We start from the raw sequence: 18,539 nt of genomic DNA on the forward strand, positions 1-18,539 counted from the left end.
GGGCGAAAACGACTGGTAGACAGGAGCGTATGGAGAAGCCATTCCGTTTCGGCGTCAATCTGACCATGCCCGGCTCCCGGTCCGAATGGGTCACCCGGTGTCAGCGGGCCGAAGCACTGGGCTACGACGTCATCAGCGTTCCCGACCATCTGGGGCTGCCCGCGCCCTTCCCGGCGCTGGCGGTGGCCGCCGAGGTGACCGAACGGGTGCGGCTGAACACCTTCGTGCTCAATACGCCCTTCTACAATCCGGTACTGCTGGCCCGCGATGTGGCCGGGCTGGACGCGCTCAGCAACGGCCGATTCGAACTGGGCCTCGGCGCGGGCTATGTGCAGGCCGAATTCGACGCCGCCGCACTGCCGTTCCCGACCGCCGGGCAGCGGGTCGACCACCTCGAACGCACCGTGACGACGCTGCGGGACCTCTTCGCCGACCCCGCGTACCAGCCTCGCCCCGCCCAGGCCGGGGGGCCGCCGCTGCTCATCGCCGGATGGGGTGACCGCGTGCTGGCCGTCGCGGCCCGGCACGCCCGGGTCATCGGATTCGCGGGGGCGTCACCCTCCACCAGCGGGCATCACCTCACGCTGGCCGACCCCGCCGCGTTCACCCGCAAGCTCGAACACGTCCGCGGCCTGCTCGGACCGCGCGCGGACGAGGTCGAGTTCAACCTGCTGGTCCAGCAGGTCGCGGCACCGAGCGAACGCGACACCCTCGGCGCGGGCATCCGACCCCATATGCCGCCGGGGGACACCACCGTGGAGGAACTGCCCACCCTGCTCGTCGGCACCCCCGAACAGATCGCCGACACCCTGCGCGAACGTCGCGAGCGGTACGGCTTCTCCTACATCACCGTGCTGGAACCGAGCATGGAGAAACTCGCGCCGGTCATCGAGTTGCTGCGCTGAGCGCATCGGCGCGGTGCTACCGTCGGACAGCGTGAGCGCTGATGCCCTCGTGCGCGAAGTACGGGAACTGCACGACGATCTCGGCGGCTGGCTCGGAACCGCCGACGACGCGGCGCGGGAGCGATTCCTCGGACAGCAGCACCCGGACTTCTCGATGGTCACCCTGGACGGGGACATCCTCACCCGCGCGACCCTGGCCGACCGGCTGCGCGGCGCGGGCGGCGCGGTCCCGGGACTGCGGATCGACATCGACGACATCGAGATCCTGGTGCGCGCGGCGCAGACCGCGGTGGTGCGGTTCCGGGAGCGGCACCGGCACGGCGAAACCGTCACGTCGCGGCTGACCACGGCGGTACTGCTGACCGACCCGGCCGCCCGCAACGGGCTGCGCTGGCGCAGCGTGCACGAAACCGCCTGCGCCGACAAATAATCCGGCTTTGCCAGGCGATCTGCTCTTGAGCAGCGCTTCGACTGGGAGCTGTGATCCGGCCCCGACGCGCCGACCGGGCCGGTCGGCGCTAGACGCGCGAACGGGACGCTCGCCGCCGCGGCGGTCGCCGCCGGCACCGGCCCGGCAGGCCGCAGCCGGGCCGAGCACGCTCACCCGCGCGAACCGGCCACGGTGATCGGGCGGGTGACGGTGCGCCGGGCCGCGTTCCGCGCACCGGACCAGGCGAACAGCTATCCCGCCGACACCGTATTGTCGTTGCGGGCGCATCGACACAGTCACGGGCTGGCCAGAGCCGCTGTGCTCGAGGCGGTCCGCTCGTCCTACGACTCGGCGCACGCCGCGATCACCCGCGTTTGCGGCCCGGTCTCGGGCAGACGCCAACTCGAGGACCTGGTCACCGGCGCGGCGACCGACGTCGCCGACTTCTATCACCGGCGCGTCCCGCAGCACTGCCCGGCCGACACCACGCTGGCCCTGACCGTGGATGCGAAAGGGATCCTCATGCGACCCAGCGATTTACGGGAACAGACCCGCCGCGCCGCCGCTGCGGCGGCGCCCGTTGGGGACTCGCCGGAGCCGAGGCCATCCTCACCCTCCGCGCCGTCATCAACAACGGCGGCGACTTCGAACCCTATTTATGCGCAGTGATGGATCACAGAGCTGGTGAGTCGACTTCGCTGACCAGCCAGCGGCCCCATACGTTCTCCATGGTCGCCGTGACTGGTATCACTTGGCGGTAGGGTTCAGGTTCGACGGCATTGGTCCGGATCGCTACAAGGTAGATCAGTACCCTTTGGCGCAGCAGATCGCCGCCCGCCGAAGCGCATTCCGCGGTTTCGAGCCATGAGCGCGCCTGTACCTGTTGTATGGACTTCCTCAGGCTCGGAATTGACGCGGCGAAACTGGTCGCGAACTCTCCGGTGCTGCGTGCCAGGACTCGCTGGAAGTAGTCGTCAAGTGTGGCAGAGTCGTAAGACGATATCTCCGTGGCGAAATCGCAGGCCGCGAGCCGTGCGTCTTCCGGGGTCCAGGCTGCGGCATTCGGAGCCGAGTACACCGCAGCCGCTGCCAGGGCGGCGAGCAGCGTGCCGAGAATAGGCTTGCGAGACAACAGATCCCCTTCTCCCACCACGACGCACCCATGCGCGCCGACGCCCCAATGTAACCGGCTCTCGCCTCGTCCATCAACCGAGAAACAATGGCATCGTCGACGCGGAATTCACGGTGCGCACCCAGCGGGTGCGGCTGCGGCCGCTCAACGGCTCCTCGGGCCGGACCTACCAGCTGGCCTCCGCCGACGACCGCGAATTCCACCTGGTCGGCACCGACGGCGGACTGCTGCCCGCCCCGGTCGCGCTGCGCCGCCTGCATCTAGGTGTGGACGGTGCGCAATGTCGACAACTGGCCGCACAACTTCCACATCCACGACACCCGATTCCAGGTGGTGGACATCGACGGCCGAACACCGCCGCCGGAGCTGTCCGGATGGAAGGACACCGTGTACACCCGGCCCGGCTCCTCCTACACCCTCGCCATGCGCTTCACCGACTACGCCGATCCGACGTATCCGTACATGTTTCACTGCCACCTGCTCATGCACGAGGATCGGGGCATGATGGGCCAATTCCTCGTGCTGGCACCGGGACAGCACCCGGCGCCGCTGCCCGCATCGCCGACCGCCGCCACGCACGGGCACTAGACGGATCCGGAACACCTTGGGGCGCAACGGCCGCCGCGGCTTCACGCACGCCGACCCGTCCGCCCGCGTTTGATCCGCCGCCGACGAGGCATTACCTCACCAGAACAACCGGCTCGACGAGGAGGTTCTGGTGTCGGGTGAAGTCCTTACCGTGGTGATCGTGGCGATTGTCCTCGTGGTCCTGGCGCTGGCGGTGCTGGCGCTGCGGCCGATGTGGCGCAGACGACGGCTGCGCAGCAAATTCGGTCCGGAATACGACCGGACGGTTCAGGAGGCCGAGGACCGCAAGGCCGCCGAACGTGAACTGGCCCAGCGGGAACAGCGGCACGCCGAACTGGAACTGCGGGAGCTGAGCGATCAGGAACAGCGCCGTTACGAGATGGAGTGGGTACGGGTGCAGGAGCGGTTCATCGACGATCCGCCGCAGGCCCTCGGCGCGGCCGACCGGCTCGTCGTCGCGCTCATGGCCGATCGCGGCTATCCGGCCGAGGACTTCCGGCAGCGGGTGGCGGATCTGTCGGTGGAACACGCACGGCCGCTCGACAATTACCGCACCGCCCACGACATCGCCGACCGCGCCGCCGACGGCCGCGCGTCCACCGAAGATATGCGCACCGCCATCGTGCACTACCGCGAACTGTTCCAGGACCTGCTCGTCGGGGCCGGACACCGCACCGATCCCGCGCACAACCAGTGAGGCAGCCATGAGAATCGGATCCGACCGCACCAAGAAGAATGAAGCGCCCGCGCAGGAAACGCCCCCCGACGACGAGCGGCTGGTCGCGCACACCGGCACCGCCGAACCCGCCCCCGACCGGCAGCCCGTGGGCCACGCCGGGATGCCGGTGGACGATCGCGCCGCCTACGCGGCGGGCGAGGACCAGCGCGACCGGGCGGGCGAACCCCGCCCGCCGCAGCACGCCGCCGACGCCGGTGAGCGGGCGGAAACCCAGCCCTCCGCGGACGATTCGGCGCAGCGGACCCCGACCCGCACCGAGACCACCGGGGAGCCGCTGATCGCCGACGGCGAACTGGAGCGCCTGCGCATCCGGTGGCGGGAGGTGCAGGGCATGTTCGTCGACGATCCGCGCGATGCGGTGCAGCAGGCCGACGAACTGGTGGGCGGCACCATCCAGCGGCTCGCCGACGCCTGTGCCGACCGCCGCAAGAACCTCGAAAACCGCTGGGCCCAAGAGGGTTCCGGGGATACCGAGGAGCTGCGCCAAGCGCTGCGCGGCTACCGCTCCTTCTTCGACCAGCTGCTCTCCAGCGGCCGCTAGGCGGGCGCGGCCACGAACATGTAACCCTTCTCCTCGACGCGCCGCTGGATCCACCAGCGGCCGTCGACCCGGACGAAGGTGTCCAGATACCACAGGCCGCACAGCATCAACTGCTCGCGACCGTCCGCACCGGCCACCGTCATCGGGTTGTGGCACATGGTGCGGGCAGTCGCCACATCGCCGTCAACGATGATGGACGAATTGCTGATGAGGTGTTGGAAGGCGAGGAAGTTCGGCATCACATCGGCGAGGAACTTCTTCGTCGCCGCCAGATCACCGGCGGGTCCGCCCATAGCCGTGTAGTCGATGAAGGCGTCGGCGGTGAAGATCTCGCCGAGCCGGTCCCAGTCGCGGGTGTCCACGGCGTGCGAGTAGTGGACCATGAGGTCCTGGATCTCCAGTCGGTCCGAAATCTCCTGAATGGACAGCATGGCGGCCATGCTGCCACCGCGGTGTGGGGGAGTGCGCCCGATTCGGTGGAGAAAACGCGACAGTCCCAACCGGGTCACGGGATCACAACGAGGTCGGTCGGCTCGGCGTGCGGTTCAGCCTCCTTGCCACATACTCTGCTGAACCCTGCTTCCGGCTGGAAGGTCGATCGTCGTGAGTGAAAACGAGACCCCACCGCACCAGCGTCGCATGTACACCCGGTTCGGGCTGTGGACCGACCCCGCGATCTTCTTCATCTCGGCGGGCCTCGTCATCGGGTTCGTGATCTTCGCCATTCTGTTCACCGATCAGCTGGACCGTGGCGCGACCGCCGCCAAGTCCTGGGTCGTCACCAATCTGAGCTGGTTCTTCATTTTCAGCGTCACCGCGATGCTGGTGTTCCTGATCTGGATCGCGGTGAGCAGGTACGGCAATATCCGCCTCGGAGCGCAGGATTCGAAGCCCGAGTACAGCAATCTGTCCTGGTTCGCCATGCTGTTCGCCGCCGGTATCGGCACCGTACTCATGTTCTGGGGTGTGGCCGAACCGATTTCGCACTTCGGCGACCCACCGCGCGAAGGGGTGGAGCCGAGATCGGTCGAGGCGGCCGACGATGCCATGGCATTCGCGCTGTACCACCTGGGACTGCACACCTGGGCGATCTTCTGCCTGCCGGCGCTCGCCTTCGCCTACTTCATCTATCGGCGCGGGCTCCCCATGCGCATGAGTTCGGCCTTCCATCCGCTCATCGGGGACCGCATCTACGGGCCGATCGGCAAGGCCATCGACATCGTCGCGGTGATCGGCACGCTGTTCGGCGTGGCCACCTCGATCGGACTGGGCACCCTGCAGATCAACAGCGGACTGAACTACCTCAGCGACTCCATACCCATCGGCAAGACGCAGCAGGTCATCATTATCGCGGTGGTGACGCTCATCGCCACCGGCTCGATCGTCGCGGGCATGGACAAGGGCGTGAAGCGGCTGTCCAACCTGAATATCGGCATGGCCATCGGCCTGATGATCTTCGTCTTCCTGGCCGGCTCGACGCTGTTCCTGGCCCGCGGTGTCTTCGAGACCTTCGGCACCTACATCAGCGAGGTCATCCCGCTCGCCTTCTGGAACGATACCTACGCCGACCTGCTGGAGAATCGCGACTGGGGCTGGCAGGGCGATTGGACGGTGTTCTACTGGGCGTGGACGATCACCTGGGCGCCCTTCGTCGGCATCTTCGTCGCGCGTATCTCCCGCGGGCGCACCATACGCGAATTCGTCCTGGGTGTGCTGGTCGCGCCGACCGCCTTCACCATCGTGTGGTTCTCCATCTTCGGACTGTCCGCCTTCGATATCGAGATCAACGGTTCCGGCGGGCTGGTCGCCGAAATGGATACCGAGTCCGGTGGCCGCGGTGCGCCGTACGCCTTGTTCACCTTCCTGCAGGAGTTCCCGCTACCGACCCTCATGGTGGCGCTGGCGGTACTGATCGTGGTCATCTTCTTCACCACCTCCTCGGACTCGGCCTCGCTGGTCGTCGACATGCTGTGCACGGGTGAGCAGGAGAAGAAGAGCCCGGTGCGGCAGCGCGTGTTCTGGGCGATTCTGGAGGGCGTGGTCGGGGCCACGCTGTTGGTAGCCACGGTGGGGGCCAGCGGGTTGGCCGCGCTCCAGCAGACCATCACCATCGCCGGGCTCCCATTCCATGTACTGACCTTCTTCATGATGTGGGCGCTGGTGCGCGCCCTGCGGCGGGATGCCGACGTGGTCGAGGTGCGCCCCCGTGCACCCGCTACCGGCCCCTCGGTCCCGAAGCCGTCGGCAGATGAACCACCCGCGGCCGAGAGCCGTCCTCCGGACCACGCCTGACGGCGGTCGCCGACCGTACGGCCGAGTTCGGGCGGGTGTACACGGATCGTGTACAGCTCGTGTGCGGGATCATGTACGGCTGGCGAAACGCGAAAGTCCCCGACCGAAGTCGGGGACTTTTTATACATAACTGCCGGTTACATATACCCTGTGTCCGGAGGGCGATTCGACCACTACGCACACCGGATTACCCGGCGGACGACGTTGGTCGTCGGTTGAGCCGAGTCGCGGCTGGGACGGGCTTGCAGCCGGGGTGGGAAGGATCTTTCCTAGGCACCTTTCGGCCCTTCCAGCCCTCCCGAACCGATCGTAGATTGTTGCCATAGCCAGTGAATAGCCATAGACGGGAGAGGAAAGGTTATGGCAGACAACATCAAGACAGTGGCGGTCAAGGGCTGGGCCTGGGACATCGCGACCGATATCTACTTCCCGCCGGGTTTCGACGAGTCGAAGGTGTATCCCACCATCATCTCCGCACATCCCACCGGCAGCTGCAAGGCACAGACTTCGGGCAATATCTACGGCAAGGCGCTGGCCGAGGCCGGCTTCGTGGTGGCGGCCTTCGACGCCAGCTTCCAGGGCGACAGCGGTGGTGATCCGCGCTCGGTCGAGGATCCCGGTTTCCGGACCAGCGACTTCAGCTTCGTGATCGACCACCTCGTGACCCTGCCCTACGTCGACGCGGACAACATCGGTGTGCTCGCGATTTGCGGAGGCGCGGGCTACGCCGTGGCGGCCACCAAGATCGACCGACGGATCAAGGCGCTCGGGACGGTCGTCGGCAGTAATGTCGGCCGGCTCATGCGGGAGGGTTTCTCGGAGTACAACCCGATGGGCATGCTCGAGGCCATCGCCGCGCAACGTACCGCGGAGGCGCGTGGTCAGGCTCAAGTGATCAACGATCTGCTGCCGCCGTCGGTGGACGCGGCCAAGCAGGCGGGTGTCATCGACATCGACGTGCTCGAAGCCACCGACTACTACAAGACCGATCGCGGCCAGGCACCCGGTGGTAAGACCAGCTTCAACTTCGGTCGCCAGGCAGCCCTCGCCGATTGGGATGCCTACGACCGCGTCGAGGTCTTCCTGACCCAGCCGCTGTGCGTCGTGATCGGCGACAAGCCCGGTGCCTTCGCGTCGCAGCGGTTGAGCATGGAGCTCTACGGTCGTGCCGCGTCGAAGGACAAGCAGCTCGTCGTGGTCGCGGGCGCCTCGCACTACGACCTGTACGACCAGCCCGGTCCTACCAGCGAAGCGCTGGAGAACCTAGTGCCGTTCTACCGCAAGCACCTGGGCTGACCTGCTCGAATTACACGGAGAGGGTCACCGGAGCACCGGTGGCCCTCTCCCTTTGGGCGGCTTCGGTGACGCCCGCCGCGCCGCGATGTCGCCCAGGCCACGTTGACGCCGTGTTCGGTGGAGACCGCCTCTGCCACGAGTGGCGGTTCTCCGAGAAGCGCTCGTGCGCGACAACCGAACGGCCAGCCCGCCGAGGCTCAGTACGAGCAGCACCACCACCGACCACGGCGGTAGGTGGTAGGCCACCATGGATGCGGCGATCAACACGGCCGCGCCGAGCACGCGGGGCAGCCAATCGCGACGCGTCTCCCGGTAGAAGTACCTTCTTCAAGGACCACCTCTGACGGTCTGCGTCGAGGTGTGAGCCGGGTCGGCGGCGTCCAGATGCCGGTCGGTGGCCTGACGCCGAAAGATTCGGGCCGATTACGCTCGGAGGGGGGTGTATTCGGTGTGATGGTCGCGAATGACCAAGGCCGAGCGCAGGTTCCAAAGCCCGGCGGGGTCGGTGGTATCGAAGCCGGTGAGCCGGAAGATCCGCTTGAGCCGGTAGTCCACGCTGTTGGGGTGCAGGTGCAGTCGGCGGGCGGTGCGGCGGCGATCGAGACCGGTCTCCACGTAGGTGCGCAGTGTGTCGATCAGTTCGGGGAAGTCTTCGAGCGGGTCGAGCAGGGTCGACAGGGCGTCGCGGCCGGGGCCGGGGCGGGTGAGCTGGTACTCCACCGCGATGTCACTGAAGCGGTGCAGCTGCCGGGTCATCCCGAGCCGGGTGACCACATCCAGGGCGGCGTGCACCTGCTCGGCCACCGTCGGCACGTCGGCGGTCGGTGCGCACATCACCACCCCGGTCGGGACAGCGCCCTCCGCGGTACGGAGAGCTTCGACGAAGCCGGTGAGTGCGCTGAACTCGCCCAACGCCGTCTCGGGCACGAGGACCGTCGCGCCGGTTTCGCCGAGCAGGGCGAGCGCACTCGGGCCGAAGCGTCGGCGCAACTCCGAATACAGCCGCGCCACAATGGGTTCGGCGAGACTGCGCGGCGCATCCTGTGGTCTGCCGCGCCGTGCGGGCAAATGGACGGCCATGATCGCGTAGGAGTCGGCGACAGTGATCTGGTTGCACTGACCGAGCACTTTCGACGAATCGCCGCGCAGCAGTGCGGCGGCGACTTCCTGTGCTGCTTCGACGCTGTCGTGGGTCGGGTGGCCTGCTCGGCCGTAGATGCGGGCGATCACCCCGGTGGCCACGCGGACCGTCCGTAGTATCTGCGCGGAACCGGCGGCGAGGGGCGATGTCGCGGGCGCGGCGTCGACGACCAGTTCGATGGCGCCGATGACGATCGACAACGTCGTGTCGAGATCGACACCCAACCGGACGCACGTGGTCACGGCACGTTCCAGACCTGCCACCGCCTCGCCGTCGTCACTGAGCTCGCCGGCCGCGGCGAACGACCGGGAGGCCAGAACGAGTAGCTGTTCACGCACCTCGCCGGAGGCGCTGTGTGTGGTCACTGCGGAGTCGACCATCCGGGTGATTGTCTGGTTCACCTCGTGAACTCCCATCCTGCGTTCTTCGGCCTGGCACGGCTGGAGCGTGCCGGGGGCTCGCCCGAGTGAGCGGCGACGTTGGGCGAGCCTAAGCCGGACGCTCACCGTGCGGTGTCCAGCAATTTGGACACCCCGTACTGGACAAATGCTCAGAAAAGTGGTGTCACGGATGGGGTTGCTGTCACGTATGAGGCATAATGCATGAAAGGCGACCGAAAGGATCCCGATGGACACCGCCCTGCAGCGTTTGCCGCGCAGTGCGAACAAGCAGCGTCACCAACTGTCGGAGGATGTCGCGACCTACGTTCGTGAGCTGATCATCTCGGGTCGGGTGCGGCCCGGTGAGTTCCTGCGGATCGAACCGATCGCCGAGGCCGTCGGTGTCAGCAACACTCCGGTGCGCGAAGGTCTGCTGCTGCTCAGCGGCGAAGGTTTCGTCGAGTTGGTGCCGCGACGCGGATTCATGGTGTCGCAGTTCAGCAAACAGGATGTGCGCGACCTGTTCTGGGCGCAGGCGACGATGGCCGGTGAGCTGGCGAGCCGGGCCGCGAAGTCGATCTCCCAGCGCGAACTCGATCATCTCGCGGAGGTTGTCGAAGCGCATGCGCGGGCGGCCGAGAACGGTTCCGACGACGCGCTCGTCACCTATGGCCACGAGTTCCACCGCTCGATCAACCTGGCGGCGGACTCGCGCCGGTTGGCGATGCTGCTGGCGACCGTCGTGAAGCAACTGCCGAATCGCTTCTACATCAGTATCGAGGGGCACGGTGAGGACGTGTTGCGCGATCACCCGCTGATCCTCGAGGCATTGCAGAAGCGTCGTCCCAAGGCCGCCAATTCGCTGATGCGTGACCACATCATGTCCAGTGCCGACGAACTGGTCGCCATGCTGGAGAAGCAGGGTCTCTGGGCCGAGGCGGCCCGCAAGTCCACAGCCTGACCCACGGTCGGCATCGACACGGGAAGTCCTCGTTCGCACACGTTCTGCCTGATCAACGGGCTGGTGTATCGATACTAAATATAGTATATATTTGAGTACGTTACTTGCGTCACAGCGGTGAGAGGACTTTCAATGACGAAGTCGGTTGCGGCGGGCGTGCTGCCCGTGCATCCCGAGGCGTCCTATATCGATGGCAACTGGGTGCCGGTGTCGGCGTCGGAGACCTTCGAGGTCGTCAACTGCAGCACCGAGGAGGTCGTCACCGCCGTCGGCGCGGCGACCGTCGAAGACGTGGATGCCGCGGTGCGGGCAGCGCGCAAGGCCTTCGACACCGGCCCGTGGCCCTTGCTGTCGCCGACCGAGCGCGCCGGGTACCTGCGTGCGATCGCCGCCGAATTGACCTGGCGTGGTGACGATTTCGCCCGGCTCTGGTCGATCGAATCGGGCATCGTGTATTCGCTGGCCAAGACCAGGCTTCCGCTGTTCCTGTCCGGTGCGTTCAACGCCTATGCAGAGCTGGCCGAAACGTTCCCGTTCCGGGAGTCGCACACACCCGCCGCCGGGGGCGCCGGGCTGCTGGTGCGCGAACCGGTCGGCGTGGTCGCGGCCATCGTCCCCTGGAACGGCCCCGCGGGCCTGATGGCCTACAAGTGCGCGCCTGCTCTGCTCGCCGGTTGTTCGATCGTGTTGAAGCCCCCGCAGGAGGCGCCGACCTCGGCGTATCTGTTCGCCGAGATCTGCGACAAGGTCGGGTTGCCGCCGGGGGTGGTGAATGTGGTGACCGCCGACCGGCAGGTGTCGGAAACACTCGTCCGCCACCCCGGCGTCGACAAGGTGACCTTCACGGGTTCCACCGTTGCTGGTCGCGCGATCGGCGCGATCTGCGCCGACCGGATGGCGCGCTGCACCCTCGAACTCGGCGGTAAGTCGCCCGCTCTCGTGCTCGACGACTACGACATCGGCACGGCGGCGAAGGTCCTCGCCGGTGGCATCAGCTACCTGGCGGGCCAGGTCTGCCACAGCCTGACGCGCGTCATCGTCTCCGAGCAGCGCCACGACGAACTCGCCGACGCGCTCGGCGCCGCGATGAGCGCCGTCCGCGTGGGTGACCCGTTCGACGAGGGCGTGACCATGGGGCCGCTCGCCTCCGCTCGGCAACGCGACCGCGTCGAAAGCTACATCGCCGCAGGCAAAGCCGACGGTGCGCGCCTGGTGACCGGTGGTGGCCGACCGGCCGGCCTCGACCGCGGCTTCTTCCTCGAGCCGACCGTTTTCGCCGGTGTGGACAACCGCTCGGTGCTCGCGACCGAGGAGATCTTCGGCCCGGTCCTGGCGGTCATCGCGGCGAAGGACGAGGACGACGCCGTGGCGCTGGCCAACGACAACCCGTACGGACTCAACGCCTCGGTCTTCACCAACGACACCGACCGCGCCTATCGCGTGGCTCGCAAACTGCGCACCGGCACGGTCGGTCAGAACGGCCCGCGCACCGATTTCTCGATCGCCTTCGGCGGTTTCAAACTCTCGGGCGTAGGTCGCGAAGGCGGTTCGGAAGGTCTGCTGCCGTTCCTGGAAACCAAAACGCTGGTACTGGAGAACGAGCCGACCGATTTGCCCGGTCTCGGCAACTGATATTTCACCGGAAAGGCCCCGTCGACTTCGGCGGGGCCTTTCGCGTAGATCGAAAAATTCTCTACTGTCCATATTCTGGACATCGCGTGCACCGAAACGCGATTAGCGTTCATGGGGAAAAGGGCGCCGGACGGAAATGTCGCCCGATTCGTTCCTGGCGCAGATCGCGCGTGTTCTATGCGGTGACGAGCAGCGGTGCTCGTCACCGGTCGGAGGTTGCACACCCATGTTCTCTACCCAGCGTTTTCGCCCCCGGCGCGCGGCCGCCGGTCTCGCTGTGACGCTCGCACTCGCCTCGGGGGGCTGGCTCGATTCCTCGGTCGCCCTCGCGGATCCGGGTGCGAGGTTTCTGGTGATCAGCGGGGCGGGCTCGTCGAATATCAGTGTGCTCGGACTCGACGAGGCGGGCAGGTTGTCGACGGTGCCGGGCTCACCCTTTCCGTCCGGGACCGGTTCGCTGGCGGTGGCGGTGACGCCCGACGGGCGTCACGTCTATTCGGCCAATACGGTATCGGGCACCGTGAACGGATTCCGCCTCAGCGGCGACGGCGTTCTCACCCCGATACCCGAGGCGAATCTCGAATTGGGCGCTCCCGGTGTCGGCGCCGTGGTCGCGCCCGACGGAAAGCGGCTGTACGTGACGAGCGGTTCGGTGACCAACGAAATCCGCACCTATTCGATCACCGCCACCGGGGGATTGGTGTTCACCGGTGCGGTTAAGGTGCCCGGGGTGAGTGGGCTCAATCAGATGGCGATCTCGCCGGACGGCCGTTTCGTTTTCGCTGTCGGTTGGCTGCAGGCGACGACCTTCAGTTTCGCCGTGGGGCCCGACGGCGAGCTGAGCCTCGTCGATTCCGTCCCGGCGGGTCTGATGTCGACTCTGCCCGGTGTGACGCCCGACGGCCGGTTCATCTACGTCAGCAATGAGGCCAGCGGCAGCATCTCGGGCTATGCGATCGGCGCCGACGGAAAGCTGAGCCCCGTGCCGGGCTCGCCCTTCAGCACCGGGCTGATGTCGTTGCCGCACGCCGCGCAGTTCACCGCCGACAGCCGCCGGATGTACATCGCCGAGGCGATGGCCGGAAAGATCGGCGGGTACGAGATCGCGGAGAACGGGTCGTTGAGCCCGCTGCCCGGGGCGCCGTATGCGGCACCGGCGGGCACGCTGCCGGGCCGTGTGGTGGTCGACTCGGAATCGCAGCGGGTCTTCCTCGTCGACACGCTCACCACCGGTATCACCGCGCGCGTGCATCCGTACACGATGGCGCCCGACGGGCGGCTCACCCCGACGGGGGAGCAGTCCGTCGACACCGGGCTGATCTTCGCCGACGGCGCCAACGCGGTAGTGGCGGTGCAGCGATGATATTACATATATTATATTGAGGAGACTCGCTCAGTAGTTGCCAAGGAGGCACACGATGAAACCGTACCGTTCGATGCTCTTCGTCCCCGGTCACAAGGGTTCCTGGGCCGACAAGGGTGTCGCCTCCGGCGCCGATGCGCTGATCCTCGACCTCGAGGACTCGGTACCCGCAGCGGACAAGGTCGAGGCGCGCGGCACGGCCGCGGCGACGATCGACCGTCTCACCGCCGAGGGCGTGCGTCCCGATCTGTGGGTGCGGGCCAACCCGGAGGTGAGCGGGCTGCTGGGCGGGGACCTGGAAGCCATCGTGCGGCCGGGCCTGACCGGGCTGTTCCTGGCGAAGGTGTTCACCGCCGACGAGATCGTGCGCCTGGACGCGGTGCTGAGCCACATCGAGCAGCGTGAGGGCATCGAGGTCGGAACGGTGCAGTTGATCGTGTCGTTCGAGACCGCGGTGTCGATGGCACACTGTGAGGACATCGCGGGCGCGAGCCCCCGGGTGGCCTCGCTGCTGGGCGCCACCGGCCCCAACGCCGACGTGGGCCGTGAACTCGGCTTCGAGTTCACCCCCGCGGGCCTGGAGACGCTGTACCTGCGCAGCCGGATCATCCTGGCGGCCAAGGCGAACGGGCTGCACCACCCGGTGACCGGTGTGTGGCAGGACATCAAGGATCTCGAGGGCGCACGTCGCTTCTGCCTGGACAACCGGCAGCTCGGCTACCGCGGGCTGGTGGCGATCCACCCCTCGCACGTGGCGATCGCCAACGAGGTGTTCTCGCCGTCGCCGGAAACCGTCGACTACTGCAGGCGAATGATCGCGGCCTTCCACGAAGCCGAGGCCGCCGGCAGCGCGGCGGTTGACTTCGAAGGCCAGCACATCGATCTGGCCCATGTGAAGACGGCGGAGGGTGTCATCGCCCTGGCCGACGCCGTGGCGGCCAACGCGTAACACGCACACGAAAGAGCGGGGGTGGCCGTAGCCACCCCCGCTCTTTCGTACGGTCGATCAGCTCACGATCAGCAGGACCGTCTCCGCGACACAGGCCGGCTTGGCCTCGCCGCCGTCGAGTACGTACTTCGCCGTCACGACGGCACCCGCGGCGGTCTCGGTGACATCGGTGATCGTGACCGTGGCCCGCAGGTTCGATCCGGCCCGCAGCGGCGCGGGGAAGCGAACCTTGTTGACCCCGTAGTTCACCCGTGCCGAACCGAAGGTGAAGTCCAGCAGTTCCGGCCGGAAGTGCGAGATCAGCGACAGCGTGAGATACCCGTGGGCGATGGTGGTGCCGTAGGGCCCGGCGGCGGCGCGCTCCGGGTCGACATGAATCCACTGCTCGTCGTCGGTGACGACGGCGAACGCGGAGATCCGCGCCTGGTCGACGAGGAACGGTTCACTCGGGCCGATGGGTTCGCCCAACGCGGCGCGGACCTCGTCGAGGGTGGTGAAAACGCGGGTCACGATGTCTCCTGGCTACTCGGTGGTGAGGTCGACGGTGGCGTTGGGCCCGGCGGATTCCCCACCGGGACCGAACAATTCGAGTGCGACACCGTCGGGTACCTCGGTGGCGAGCAGGCGAGCGGGCTGCCCGCAGAACAGCGGCGCCCGGCCGCGATGACGCAGCTCGCGCACCTTCGCCCCACCCATCAGGCGGTGGACTTCGGCCAGTGCGATCGCCTGCAAGGGACCGTGGACGACCAGCCCTGGATACCCCTCCACACCGGTGGCGTAGGGCCAGTCGTAGTGGATGCGGTGCGCGTTCGCGGTGGCCGCGGAGAACCGGGCCAGCAGTGCGGGGTCGGTGCGCAGATCCCACGCGTTGTCGGCGGAGCGGTGCAGCGGGGGACCGGGCACGGTATCCTCGGCACGCGGCGGTCGCGCGGCGTGCTCCGGGGCGGGCGCGGCCTCCCGGTAGATCAGGTTCTGGGATTCCTCGATCGCGAGTTCCCCTGTGTCGCTGAATAATCGGATCCGCACATCGACGACGACCAGGGCGCCGGAGCGGCCGCTCTTCTCGGTCACCGACACCACTTCGGCTTCGCGGCGAACCGTGCTGCCGACGAGAAGCGGTGCGTGGAAACGGATCTCACCACCGGCGAACATGCGTCGCGGCAGCTCCACCGGGGGCAGGAAGGAACCGCGTCGCGGGTGGCCATCGGGGCCGAGCACGCCGGAAGCGGCCCAGCGGGGCAGCGCCACCCAGTGCCACAGCGGCGGCAGCACGTCACCGGGGGCGGGCGCGGGGAGTCCGTCGTCGAGCAGCGCGGCCAACGCCGCTACGGGCGCGGGATCGAGGAGCTCGGTGGAGGTCTCGAGGTGGGGTTGCCAGGTGCTCACATGAACCGCCCGCCGGTCACCTCGAGCACCGTGCCCGTCATGTACGAGGACATGTCGGAGGCGAGAAACAGTGCCACCGTGGCGATCTCGTCGATCTCGCCGGCGCGGCCGAGCGGGATCTCGGCCATCTTCTGATCCCACACCTTCTGCGGCATGGCCTCGGTCATGGCGGTGCGGATCAGCCCGGGCTGGATGGCATTGACCCGCACACCCAGGTGCGCGAGCTCTTTCGCGGCGGCCTTCGACAGGCCGACGATGCCGGCCTTGGCCGCGGAGTAATTGGTCTGGCCGGGCAGGCCGATCTTGCCCGAGAGCGACGACATGTTGACGATGGCGCCGCTGCCGCGTTCGCGCATCACCGCGCCGGCCAGCCGGGTGCCGTTCCAGGTGCCCTTGAGGTGGACGGCGATGACCTGGTCGAACTGGTCCTCGGTCATCTTGCGCATGGTGGCGTCGCGGGTGATGCCGGCGTTGTTGATCATCACGTCGACGGGGGAGAAGGATTCGGCGGCGGCGTCGATCAGGGCTTGGACGTCGTCGGCGACGGTGACATCGCAGCGCACCCCGCGGGCGACGGTGGGGCCACCGAGCTTGTCGGCGGCGGCCTGGGCGGCGGCACCGTCGATGTCACCGATGACGACGCGCGCGCCCTCGGCGATGAAACGTTCGGCGATGGCGTAGCCGATGCCCTGGGCGGCGCCGGTGACGACGGCGGTCTTGTCGGCCAGGAGTGGTCCGGTCATGACTGTTCCTCACTGTGGGTGGTGGCGTCGAGCTGGGCCAGGATGCGGCGGGCGCGGTCGAGTACAGGCTTGTCGACCATGGCACCGTCCACCACGACCACACCGGAGGTGTCGGTGATCGCGGCGAGAATCTTTCTTGCCCAGGCTTGTTCGGCCTCGGTCGGGCGAAATGCGGTGGCTACCGGGTGGAGCTGACGCGGGTGGATGCAGAGTTTGCCGGTGAAGCCGAGCCGTTTGCTGTAGCGGGCGTCGTCCTCGACCAGGTCGGCGTCGTCGACGGCGCCGGTGACGCCATCGATCGGGCCGGGCAACCCGGCGGCGGCGGATGCGAGGACCAAGGCCTGTCTGGTTCCGGCGAGTGCCTCGCGGTCGGTGGGGTCGACGCCGATTTCGGCGGCCAGATCGAAGGTGCCGACCGCGAGCCGGTCCACGCCCGGCGTGGCCGCGACGGCCGCAGAACGCAGTACGCCCGCCGCCGTTTCGATCAACGCGATGAGCAATGGTCGGCTGCTGACGGCTTTCGGGCGGTAGGGGGCACTCGCTCGTGCTTCGGTGAGGGCATCGATGACACCCTCGATATTCCCGATGTCGGATTTGGGCAGGACGACTGCGCAGCGTAACGGTGCCAGCGCGGCGAGATCGTCTGCGTGCCAGTCGGTTCCGGCCGCGTTGATACGCACCGCGCACTCGTTGCCCGCCTCGATCCAGGCGACGGCGTGTTCGCGGGCGGCCGCCTTGGCATCGGGTGCCACTGCGTCTTCGAGGTCGAGGACGACCAGACCCGGATTCGCCGCGGCGGCCTTGGCGAAGCGTTCGGGACGGTCGGCCGGGACGAACAGCAGGGTCGACGCGACGCGGATCCGGGTCGCCAGATCCGTTGTGGTGCCGGTGCTCACGCGCGCTTCTTCGCTTCGCGCACGAGCCCGCCGCCGATGATCAGGCGCTGGATCTCGCTGGTGCCCTCGTACAGGCGCAGTAGGCGAACGTCACGATAGATGTGCTCGACGGTCACCTCGCGCATGTACCCGCTGCCGCCGTGGATCTGCACCGCGTTGTCGGCGACCCGGCCGACCATCTCGGTGCAGAACAGCTTGGCCACCGAGGGGGAGATGCGGCGGTCCTCACCGGAGACGTACTTGGCGGCGGCGTCGCGCACGAGCGCGCGGCCGGCCATCACCCCGGTCTGCATGTCGGCGATCATCGCCTGGACCAGCTGGAAGTCGCCGATAGGCGTACCGCCTTGGGTGACTGTGGCGGCGTAGGCGACAGATTCGTCGAGGGCGCGCTGGGCTGTACCGACCGACAGCGCGGCGATGTGCACCCGACCACGCGAGAGCGAGGCCATCGCGGCCTTGTAGCCGACATCCTCCGAGCCGCCGACCAGCGCATCGGCGGGGACGCGGACATCGCTGAACGTGACATCGGCGGTCCAGGCGCCTTCCTGGCCCATCTTCGCGTCCTTGGGCCCGACGATGACGCCCGGAGTATCGGCTGGAACCAGGAACACCGCGATACCGGGACCGTCCGGGCCGGGCTCGGCGGTGCGGGCGAAGGTGACGAACAGATCGGCCAGCGGTGCGTTGGTGATGAACCGCTTCTGGCCGTCGATCACCCAGTCGTCACCGTCGCGGCGGGCGCGGGTCCGCAGTCCGGCGGGGTTGGAACCCGCACCGGGCTCGGTGAGCGCGAACGAGGCCAGCACCTCGCCCGAAGCGATCCGTTCGAGCCACTGCTTCTTCTGTTCGTCGGTGCCGTAGTTGACCAGTACCTGACCGGCGATGCCGTTGTTGGTGCCGAACAGCGACCGCAGTGACAGCGAGGTGTAGCCGAACTCCATGGCCAGCTCGACATCCTGGGTGAGGTCGACGCCGAGGCCGCCCCACTGCTGGGGGATGGCGTACCCGAACAGGCCCATCTCGGCGGCGGCCTGGCGAATGTCGTCGGGTATCGCGTTGGTCTCCAGGATTTCCTGCTCGCGCGGGACCACCTTGGTACGGATGAACGTACGGACGTGAGCCAGGATCGGCTCGAAGTCATCGGCACTGAGTTCGGACACTCTCG

The 18,539-nt window shown here is 67.5% G+C and carries 19 protein-coding genes and 1 pseudogene; 12 read left to right on the top strand and 8 right to left on the bottom strand.

Going from position 1 to position 18,539, the window contains the following annotated elements; all coding sequences use genetic code 11:
* The first annotated feature begins 29 nt into the window (after positions 1-29).
* From QMO76_RS14290 to QMO76_RS14300, 3 genes are all read left to right on the top strand, one after another.
* A complete protein-coding gene (locus QMO76_RS14290) occupies positions 30-905 on the top strand; it encodes an LLM class F420-dependent oxidoreductase (RefSeq protein ID WP_306361763.1) in 876 nt (291 codons plus the stop codon).
* Positions 906-936: 31 nt separating this feature from the next.
* Positions 937-1,335, top strand: a complete 399-nt coding sequence (locus QMO76_RS14295) for a DUF4440 domain-containing protein (protein WP_306361764.1) — start codon at positions 937-939, stop codon at positions 1,333-1,335.
* A 204-nt stretch (positions 1,336-1,539) separates the two neighbouring features.
* The gene (locus tag QMO76_RS14300; protein ID WP_306361765.1) at positions 1,540-2,004 is read left to right on the top strand and encodes a hypothetical protein; all 465 of its coding nucleotides are present in this window, start codon (positions 1,540-1,542) and stop codon (positions 2,002-2,004) included.
* A gap of 4 nt (positions 2,005-2,008) precedes the next feature.
* On the opposite strand, the gene QMO76_RS14305 is transcribed toward QMO76_RS14300, so the two are convergent.
* The gene (locus QMO76_RS14305) at positions 2,009-2,485 is read right to left on the bottom strand and encodes a hypothetical protein (protein ID WP_306361766.1); all 477 of its coding nucleotides are present in this window, start codon (positions 2,483-2,485) and stop codon (positions 2,009-2,011) included.
* 68 nt (positions 2,486-2,553) lie between these two features.
* Between QMO76_RS14305 and QMO76_RS14310 the strand changes: the two are divergent.
* From QMO76_RS14310 to QMO76_RS14320, 3 genes and pseudogenes are all read left to right on the top strand, one after another.
* Positions 2,554-3,055 (top strand): annotated as a pseudogene (locus tag QMO76_RS14310) (multicopper oxidase domain-containing protein); the annotation flags it as partial.
* Between the two features lie 160 nt (positions 3,056-3,215).
* Positions 3,216-3,752 (top strand): hypothetical protein, encoded by a 537-nt coding sequence (locus QMO76_RS14315; protein ID WP_306361767.1) that lies wholly within the window; start codon positions 3,216-3,218, stop codon positions 3,750-3,752.
* Between the two features lie 7 nt (positions 3,753-3,759).
* Positions 3,760-4,335 carry a hypothetical protein gene (locus QMO76_RS14320; protein ID WP_306361768.1) on the top strand — a complete coding sequence of 192 codons (576 nt, stop codon included), beginning with the start codon at positions 3,760-3,762 and terminating at the stop codon, positions 4,333-4,335.
* Here QMO76_RS14320 and QMO76_RS14325 read toward each other — a convergent pair.
* On the bottom strand, positions 4,332-4,766 hold the full coding sequence (locus QMO76_RS14325; RefSeq protein ID WP_306361982.1) for a nuclear transport factor 2 family protein: 435 nt from the start codon (positions 4,764-4,766) through the stop codon (positions 4,332-4,334). The two genes, QMO76_RS14320 and QMO76_RS14325, sit on opposite strands and share 4 nt — an antisense overlap.
* A 172-nt stretch (positions 4,767-4,938) precedes the next feature.
* Between QMO76_RS14325 and QMO76_RS14330 the strand changes: the two genes are divergently transcribed.
* Together QMO76_RS14330 and QMO76_RS14335 are read left to right on the top strand one after the other, a co-directional pair.
* The gene (locus QMO76_RS14330) at positions 4,939-6,627 is read left to right on the top strand and encodes a BCCT family transporter (RefSeq protein WP_306361769.1); all 1,689 of its coding nucleotides are present in this window, start codon (positions 4,939-4,941) and stop codon (positions 6,625-6,627) included.
* Between the two features lie 360 nt (positions 6,628-6,987).
* On the top strand, positions 6,988-7,923 hold the full coding sequence (locus tag QMO76_RS14335; RefSeq protein WP_306361770.1) for an alpha/beta hydrolase: 936 nt from the start codon (positions 6,988-6,990) through the stop codon (positions 7,921-7,923).
* A gap of 423 nt (positions 7,924-8,346) precedes the next feature.
* On the opposite strand, the gene QMO76_RS14340 is transcribed toward QMO76_RS14335, so the two are convergent.
* On the bottom strand, positions 8,347-9,465 hold the full coding sequence (locus tag QMO76_RS14340; protein WP_306361771.1) for a CdaR family transcriptional regulator: 1,119 nt from the start codon (positions 9,463-9,465) through the stop codon (positions 8,347-8,349).
* Positions 9,466-9,691: 226 nt separating this feature from the next.
* Between QMO76_RS14340 and QMO76_RS14345 the strand changes: the two genes are divergently transcribed.
* The 4 genes from QMO76_RS14345 (at position 9,692) to QMO76_RS14360 (ending at position 14,349) form a co-directional block, all read left to right on the top strand.
* Entirely contained in the window at positions 9,692-10,405 is a 714-nt protein-coding gene (locus QMO76_RS14345; RefSeq protein WP_306361772.1) for a GntR family transcriptional regulator, read from the top strand.
* 132 nt (positions 10,406-10,537) lie between these two features.
* On the top strand, positions 10,538-12,037 hold the full coding sequence (locus QMO76_RS14350) for an aldehyde dehydrogenase (protein ID WP_306361773.1): 1,500 nt from the start codon (positions 10,538-10,540) through the stop codon (positions 12,035-12,037).
* Between the two features lie 226 nt (positions 12,038-12,263).
* Positions 12,264-13,400 (top strand): beta-propeller fold lactonase family protein, encoded by a 1,137-nt coding sequence (locus QMO76_RS14355; protein WP_306361774.1) that lies wholly within the window; start codon positions 12,264-12,266, stop codon positions 13,398-13,400.
* Positions 13,401-13,455: 55 nt separating this feature from the next.
* The gene (locus QMO76_RS14360) at positions 13,456-14,349 is read left to right on the top strand and encodes a CoA ester lyase (protein WP_306361775.1); all 894 of its coding nucleotides are present in this window, start codon (positions 13,456-13,458) and stop codon (positions 14,347-14,349) included.
* 57 nt (positions 14,350-14,406) lie between these two features.
* Here the strand turns inward: QMO76_RS14360 and QMO76_RS14365 are convergent, their stop codons facing one another.
* The 5 genes from QMO76_RS14365 to QMO76_RS14385 are packed head-to-tail and all read right to left on the bottom strand — an operon-like array spanning position 14,407 to position 18,534.
* Positions 14,407-14,859, bottom strand: a complete 453-nt coding sequence (locus tag QMO76_RS14365; RefSeq protein ID WP_306361776.1) for a MaoC family dehydratase — start codon at positions 14,857-14,859, stop codon at positions 14,407-14,409.
* Positions 14,860-14,871: 12 nt separating this feature from the next.
* On the bottom strand, positions 14,872-15,735 hold the full coding sequence (locus QMO76_RS14370; protein WP_306361777.1) for a MaoC family dehydratase N-terminal domain-containing protein: 864 nt from the start codon (positions 15,733-15,735) through the stop codon (positions 14,872-14,874).
* The gene (gene fabG, locus QMO76_RS14375; protein ID WP_306361778.1) at positions 15,732-16,478 is read right to left on the bottom strand and encodes a 3-oxoacyl-ACP reductase FabG; all 747 of its coding nucleotides are present in this window, start codon (positions 16,476-16,478) and stop codon (positions 15,732-15,734) included. Before fabG ends, QMO76_RS14370 begins: the two co-directional genes overlap by 4 nt.
* Positions 16,475-17,374, bottom strand: a complete 900-nt coding sequence (locus QMO76_RS14380; protein ID WP_306361779.1) for a CoA ester lyase — start codon at positions 17,372-17,374, stop codon at positions 16,475-16,477. Before QMO76_RS14380 ends, fabG begins: the two co-directional genes overlap by 4 nt.
* The gene (locus QMO76_RS14385) at positions 17,371-18,534 is read right to left on the bottom strand and encodes an acyl-CoA dehydrogenase family protein (protein WP_372341974.1); all 1,164 of its coding nucleotides are present in this window, start codon (positions 18,532-18,534) and stop codon (positions 17,371-17,373) included. Before QMO76_RS14385 ends, QMO76_RS14380 begins: the two co-directional genes overlap by 4 nt.
* Positions 18,535-18,539: the final 5 nt, after the last annotated feature.

This window comes from Nocardia sp. CC227C (genome assembly GCF_030767025.1).
Lineage (GTDB): Bacteria > Actinomycetota > Actinomycetes > Mycobacteriales > Mycobacteriaceae > Nocardia.